Genomic DNA, 6,876 nt, shown 5'->3' on the forward strand with positions numbered 1-6,876 from the left:
TGGGCTCGGAGATGTGTATAAGAGACAGGTCAATGATAGTACGACGTTTACGACCTTCACGCTCGACCGGTTTGCCTTAAATGAAGCGAAGTTCACGATTGAAGCGGGTGTCGAGCGGGAGATTCCCTTTACATTACGCGTACCGCTGAATACGCCACTCTCCGTCAGTCAATCGAAATCGTGGATCGAGACGGGACTCGACATCGCTCAAGCCGTCGATCCATCGGACCGTGACGCTGTCATCGTTGAAGCAAACCGCTACCAAGCAACAGTCTTAGATGCAATGGAGTCACTTGGCTTCCGATTGAAAAAAGCCGACACGGAAAAATTACCTGGACGATTCCGGAAAGATTTACCGATTGCTCAGGAGCTTGAGTATTCAGCTCGCAATACACACTACGCTCATAAACTGGATGAGATCGAAATCATCATGCTCCAAGACAGCTCAGGGATTGATTTAATCGTCCAAGTCGACCGTCGTGCGCACAGTCTCGGTTCATTATTCAGTGAAATGGCTGGTGCGGATGAGTCGATGATCAAACTGCGTCTGTCCAATAGTGAACTGCAGGATCAATCGTTCGTCGAACGTCAGCTGACAAGCATCGTCGAACGCTATAGCTGATCAATCGATCGACTTTACTTGAAAGTGATTCCTCTTCAGGGGGAGTCACTTTTTTTTCATTCAAGTCAGTCTGTCTAAAAACACATTTGAAATTTATTTCAACTTGAAATCGTTTACGAATAAAATATTGTTTTAAAACAAACACCTTGCTATACTGTCCGTATTGAAAAGAATTCCAGTCACGGTTTGACTAAAGGAGGACGTACATCATGAAAAAAATCGGACAGTTCACGTTAACAGCCGGACTCGCAGCAGTACTCGTCTCAAGTAGTTTACCTGTCATGGCAGATGCAGGATCTTCAGACGATCGGATCAGTCACAAAATCGACACGATGACACTCGAACAAAAAATCGGGCAGATGATCATGCCGGACTTCCGACAGTGGAATGGCAGCAATCATACGTCGCTTGCCCCAGAAGTCGCGAACATCATCGATCGCTATGATTTAGGCGGCGTCATCTTGTTTGCTGAGAACGTCAGCGAAACCGAACAGACGACGAAACTCGTTCATGATCTGCAAGAAGTCGTCAAACAAGATGCTAGCAACGATATTCCGCTCTTCGTCACGATCGACCAAGAAGGTGGAATCGTTACTCGGCTCGGAACAGGGACGAACTTACCTGGCAACATGGCGTTAGGTGCGACCCGCAGTAGCACATATGCCAATGATGCCGGTCATATCATCGGTTCGGAACTGCGTGCGCTCGGCATCAATGTCAACTTTGGTCCGGTTCTCGACGTCAACAGCAATCCTGGAAATCCTGTCATTGGTGTCCGCTCGTTCTCGAGTGATCCGGCGCTCGTCGGCACACTCGGTTCCGCTCTAATGAAGGGAATTCAGTCTGAAGGTGTCGCGGCGACCGCCAAACACTTCCCGGGTCACGGCGATACGGCGACCGATTCCCACTATGGATTACCGGTCGTTGACCGGTCCCTGCAGGAGCTAGAACAAGTCGAGCTCGTACCGTTCAAGCGAGCTATTGCTGAAGACATCGATATGATCATGACAGGACACATCGGGATGCCGCAAATCGAACCTGAAGTCGTCACGTCGATAAATGGTACCTTCCCTTTACCTGCGACGTTATCGGATGATGTCATCACGGGCGTACTGCGCGAAAAACTTGGCTACGATGGCATCGTCATCACAGACGCGTTGAACATGCAGGCGATCGCCGACAACTTTACGGAATCAGAAGCCGTCTTAAAGACGTTTGACGCCGGTGTCGATATCGCGCTCATGCCGACGATCCTTCGTTCCGAGCAGGATGTCACAAAACTCGACCGGATTTTCAAGGATGTGATCGCAGCAGTCAAAGATGGTCGCCTCTCAGAGGAACGAATCGATCAATCGGTTGAGCGGATTCTGACACTGAAAGCAGAACGCGGAATTTGGAACGGTACGACTGACACGACATCCCTAGCTGAAAAAATCGCGCAATCGGACCAAATCGTCGGCAGTCCCGAGCATAAAGCAAAAGAACGTGCGATGACGGAAGCCGCGGTCACACTCGTGAAAAATGATCAGCGGACCTTACCATTCAAACCGAAAAAGAATGCTAACGTTCTTGTGATCGCTCCTGCGGCGGATCAAACGGACAGCATGAAAAAGACGATCGCTTCCCTACCGAAGAATCGGAACTGGCACGTGACGACAGCGAATTACTCGGCTACTACGCTACCGCTCGACCAAAACCCGACATTACGGGCGCAACTCGATGCAGCAGATTACATCATCGTCGGTTCCAACGTCAACACGAGTGCTAAACTACTCCCTACTGCACCAGAACAAGCGATTCCGGCTTCGATCTTCCGCTATGTGAAACAAACGGATACACCATCCGTCCTGCTCAGTCTCCGTAACCCATACGATGTCGCCGTTCAACCGGACGCACCGGCACACGTCCTCGTCTATGGCTTCAAAGGCGATCCAAACGGTCCAGACTCCGAAGCAGGCAATCTAAAATCAGCGGGACCGAACCTGCCTGCAGGTATCCGCGCAATCTTCGGAACGTTCAAACCGCAAGGCACTTTACCGGTTGATGTGCCGGTCTTTAAGAACGGTGTCTTTACCGATCAACTGCATCTCGAATTCGGTGACGGCTTTAAAAACTGGAAAAAATGATGACGTGATACACCAAAAGACCGAAGCTCCTTAAAGGATGCCTCGGTCTTTTAATGATTGATACGGATATTCAGCTTCTTCTTTCGCACGATGGTAGACGCGGTATAACCAATAAGTCAGCAGTGCATAGACGACGATGACAAGAACAGCAGAAATATAGCTTCCCATGCTATACGCTACCTTGAAGTTTCGAGTCGATGCGGATATACCGGATAACACGATCAACGTTGGGATGATAAGTCCTACAAATCTTACTTTGACTTTATCAAGCATTCGTTGCATAGCATATGCCGCGAGGATTACGAGTGTGATGACTATGATTTCCATTCCAATCCCTACTCTCACTAAATGGTATTCCTAATTCTACCATCTAGTGATTCAAGAAGATACCGCTCGTGCTGGAATCGTTTCGTAAACTGACGCAAATGTCTCTTCCGTCCACCCCATGTGCCAGAAGAGTAACTCATAGTAACAACTCGTCACGAAATGACGTTTCATCCGCTCGCGTTCCGTCGGGCTCGCTTGCTCCGCCAGCGCATCAAGCCGTGCAATCTGTTCAAAGACGACCTTTTCAAACCATTCCGAGCTATACGTGTCGATCCATTGCTGATAGATTTTTTCTTCCGGTGTACACGTTAGTAATTGTTGCCCGACTTCATAATACAACCAGTAACATGGCAAGATGGCAGCAATCGTCTCACCGAGCGTTCCTTCACTCGCATGATGCATGTGCGAGACATACGCATATGCTGTCGGTGCCGGTTCAAATGCTTCAAGATCTGCTTCCGTAATACCGAGCGGCTCAAAAAATGATTGATGTAAGCTCAACTCTGCCTCGTAAGTCGAAGTAGCATGCTCGGCAAGTGTCGCAATCGTCGCGAAGTCGTCTGCTTTTGACGCTGCCTTCGCTTGAATCTTCGCAAAGTGTTTTAAGTAATAGGCATCCTGCATGACGTAATGCCGAAATTTCGAGAGCGGTAACGTCCCCTCCCCGATTCCTTGTACGAATGGGTGCGTAAAACTACTATCCCAATACGCTTGTGCCGCTTGTTTGATTTCTTGTGTGAATGTCATGATCTCATCCTCCTCGTTTAGTTATGAAACGAAAAAACACCACCCCGAAACACACGGGCATGGCGCAAGAAGAACAAGACTTGACGCCACTTCCCTCCGTAAGTACGAACTTAATCAGGTTCAAAGGGTCCGAACGTCTTCGTTCGTCTCAGTCGGTCTACCGACTCCCCTAGTGGTCATTATTCGATTCAAATTCACTATAGCATGCTGAAAACGGAAGTCAAGTTGTCTCCTTTTCGCTATACTATGGAGTGTCAGAAGACGGATATCGTCTCCATCTGCAGACCGATTCCGAACAGACATCGTTCCCGTACACTAAATTTAGTACCTGATACTATAATTCATTCTGTTACTTACAATTGGAGGATTTCATTATGCATACACCAACAAAAATCATGGCATCAGCCGTTATCGCTTCTGCTTTATTACTCCCAACAGCCGCATCCGCCGAACAAGTCGTCGATAAGACGATCGTCACACTCGGGGAGTCGCTCGGCGCAAAAGATAAAGCATGGGTGCTTTCACGTCTCAATGCACCGGAAGGGATCACACCGATCATCGCCACTTCTGCTGACGAGGAAAAATATCTCGGGAAAAACATCCCACAGTCGCAAAAAGGCGGCAACATGTATTCGTCGGCTAAAATCGAACTGACGGAAAAAGGAGATGGACTCTCCGTCTCGACGGAAAACATCACATGGGTGACGAAGGATATGTATCTCAACGCTCTCGTCACAGCGGGTGTCAAAGATGCCGACATCACGATTACTTCCCCTTACAAGGTGACCGGGACATCGGCACTGACAGGAATAATGAAGGCGTACGATCAAACTTCCGCTGAAACCGGGATAAAGTTAAGTGACGAACGCAAGGATCTAGCACAGCAAGAATTATCAGTCACATCAGACGTTGGAAAAACGGTCGGAACGGATAAGGTGGCTGACTTGATGAATGAGATCAAGGCTGAGATCGCCAATCAAAAACCGGAAACCAAAGTCGAAATCGAAAACCTGATCGTCCAAGTCATTCAAAACAACAATATCCAGTTGTCTGACGCACAAATGGACCGGCTGACGAATCTGTTCAATCAAATGGAGCAAGCGAACATCAACTGGGGACAAATCGAGAGTGGATTGAAAAATGCGGGACAAGACATCCACGCGTTCGCAACTTCAGAAGAAACGAAAGGTTTCTTCGCTAAATTATTCGATGGACTCAGTGACTTCTTCAGCTCGATTGCTGGCGTGTTCAAATAATTCAGACTTCCGTAACTGAAAAAAAAATAGTAAACTTGAGATATCTGAAACGAAAGGTGGTGTGAAAAGATGGACTTTGCCGCGTGCAAACACTGGTTGATGGAACAATTGTATCTGTTGCGCGCGATTTTTCATGGAATGGCGTTCTAAAGCACCCGTCTGCCCTTTTTAGAACTTCATGATTGAAAAATACAGCAAAGCGCATCTTTCACACGTGATGGAGAGTGCTATTTGCGCTCTCCTTTTTTTGATGCGCGCGAAAGGATCAATTGATTATGATGATTTGCGACATTAAACACCTAACCAAACAATTCGGAGGCGAAACGATCTTAACGGATGTTTCCCTCTTCTTAAACGAACACGACCGTGTCGGTCTAATTGGACGAAACGGGAGTGGCAAGACGACATTACTCCGCTTGCTTGCTCGCCTTGAGCAACCGGACGGTGGTGTCATCTATCAAAAGAGCGGTTTGACGATCGGCTATTTGGAACAACTTCCTGTATATAGTGAGACGATGACCGGACTCGACGTCCTTTGGACAGCGTTTGAAGACATCCTCGCGATCCGTTCTCGGATGCAACAGTTGGAGCAAATGATGGCGACAGCACCAGAGAATCTTGATGCGTTACTCGCACGATATGCGGAAGCGACGAATGCGTTCGAACAAAAGGATGGCTATCTACTCGACTCGAAAATCGAGCGCATGGTGAACGGGTTACACCTTCGTCCGTTACTCACTCGTCCTTTCCACCAGTTGAGCGGTGGTGAACAGACGAAGATTTGTCTCGGTCGCATGTTACTCATGGAGCCAAATCTGCTCATTCTTGACGAACCGACGAACCATCTTGATTTAGCTGCCGTGGAATGGCTGGAGCAGTTCTTACGGGACTACACAGGAACCATCCTGCTCGTCTCTCACGACCGGGTCTTCTTAGACGCCGTCGTCACCTCGATCGTTGAACTCGAGGATGGTGAACTGACAACCTATATAGGGAATTACAGCGCGTTCGTCGTCGAACGAGAACGTCGCTTGATGGAACAGTTCCACGCCTACCAAGAGCAACAGAAAAAAATAAAGAAAATGAAGGAAGCGATTCGTCGACTCCGGCAATGGGCAAACGAAGCGTCTCCACCGAGTGAGAAATTATTCCGTAAAGCAAAATCGATGGAACGAGCACTCGAGCGGATCGAACGGATTAAACGACCACAACTCGAAGCCAAAACCGCTGATGTCTCCTTCTCTTCCACTGATCACTCGAGCCAAGTCGTCTTTCGTGCTGAAGAACTCTCGTTTGCTTACGGAATCCGCCACATTTTTGATGACGTCTCGTTCGAGATCATGGCACAGGATCGGATCGCGATCGTCGGAACGAATGGGAGTGGGAAATCGACATTGCTCTCACTTCTGCTTGACGAATTATCACCAGACGCGGGCACACTCACGCGTGGACCATCGAATCATGTCGGTTACTTGTCCCAGCATGCCCATTTCGAGGAGGACGCGCGATTAATCGACTGGTTTAGAGACCGGATTGCCGTTCCAGAAGCGGAAGCCCGCCATATCCTAGCCCGGTTCCTGTTCTTTGGACCAACTGTCTTTCGGTCCATTTTGTCACTGAGCGGAGGCGAACGTGTGCGATTACAACTCGCCGTCCTCGTTCATTCGTCGATCAATGTATTAATTCTCGACGAGCCGACGAACCATCTCGATATTGAATCAAGAGAGACACTCGAAGAAGCACTCGAAAATTTTTCTGGTACATTGATTGCCGTCTCACACGACCGCTACTTCTTGAA

General features: G+C 48.4%; 6 protein-coding genes and 1 riboswitch. Of the genes, 4 read left to right on the plus strand and 2 right to left on the minus strand.

Annotated elements, in window-relative coordinates; all coding sequences use genetic code 11:
• On the plus strand, positions 1-622 hold a 622-nt coding region (locus F8N00_RS14910), incomplete at its 5' end, for a sporulation protein (protein ID WP_421018483.1).
• 209 nt (positions 623-831) lie between these two features.
• Positions 832-2,748: a glycoside hydrolase family 3 N-terminal domain-containing protein gene (locus F8N00_RS14915; RefSeq protein WP_421018484.1), complete on the plus strand. Its 1,917-nt coding sequence runs from the start codon at positions 832-834 to the stop codon at positions 2,746-2,748.
• Positions 2,749-2,778: 30 nt separating this feature from the next.
• Here the strand turns inward: F8N00_RS14915 and F8N00_RS14920 are convergent, their stop codons facing one another.
• Positions 2,779-3,075 carry a hypothetical protein gene (locus F8N00_RS14920; protein WP_421018485.1) on the minus strand — a complete coding sequence of 99 codons (297 nt, stop codon included), beginning with the start codon at positions 3,073-3,075 and terminating at the stop codon, positions 2,779-2,781.
• Positions 3,076-3,126: 51 nt separating this feature from the next.
• Entirely contained in the window at positions 3,127-3,822 is a 696-nt protein-coding gene (tenA, locus tag F8N00_RS14925) for a thiaminase II (protein WP_055966824.1), read from the minus strand.
• A 74-nt stretch (positions 3,823-3,896) separates the two neighbouring features.
• Positions 3,897-4,003: riboswitch (TPP riboswitch) on the minus strand.
• Positions 4,004-4,196: 193 nt separating this feature from the next.
• On the opposite strand from tenA, the gene F8N00_RS14930 reads away from it, so the two are divergent.
• Positions 4,197-5,078 (plus strand): DUF1002 domain-containing protein, encoded by an 882-nt coding sequence (locus tag F8N00_RS14930; protein ID WP_023467610.1) that lies wholly within the window; start codon positions 4,197-4,199, stop codon positions 5,076-5,078.
• 275 nt (positions 5,079-5,353) lie between these two features.
• A partial coding sequence (gene abc-f, locus F8N00_RS14935; RefSeq protein ID WP_421018486.1) for a ribosomal protection-like ABC-F family protein occupies positions 5,354-6,876 on the plus strand: 1,523 nt, incomplete at its 3' end.

The organism is Exiguobacterium sp. A1_3_1, assembly GCF_048985645.1.
GTDB classification, from domain to species: Bacteria; Bacillota; Bacilli; order Exiguobacteriales; family Exiguobacteriaceae; genus Exiguobacterium_A; species Exiguobacterium_A indicum.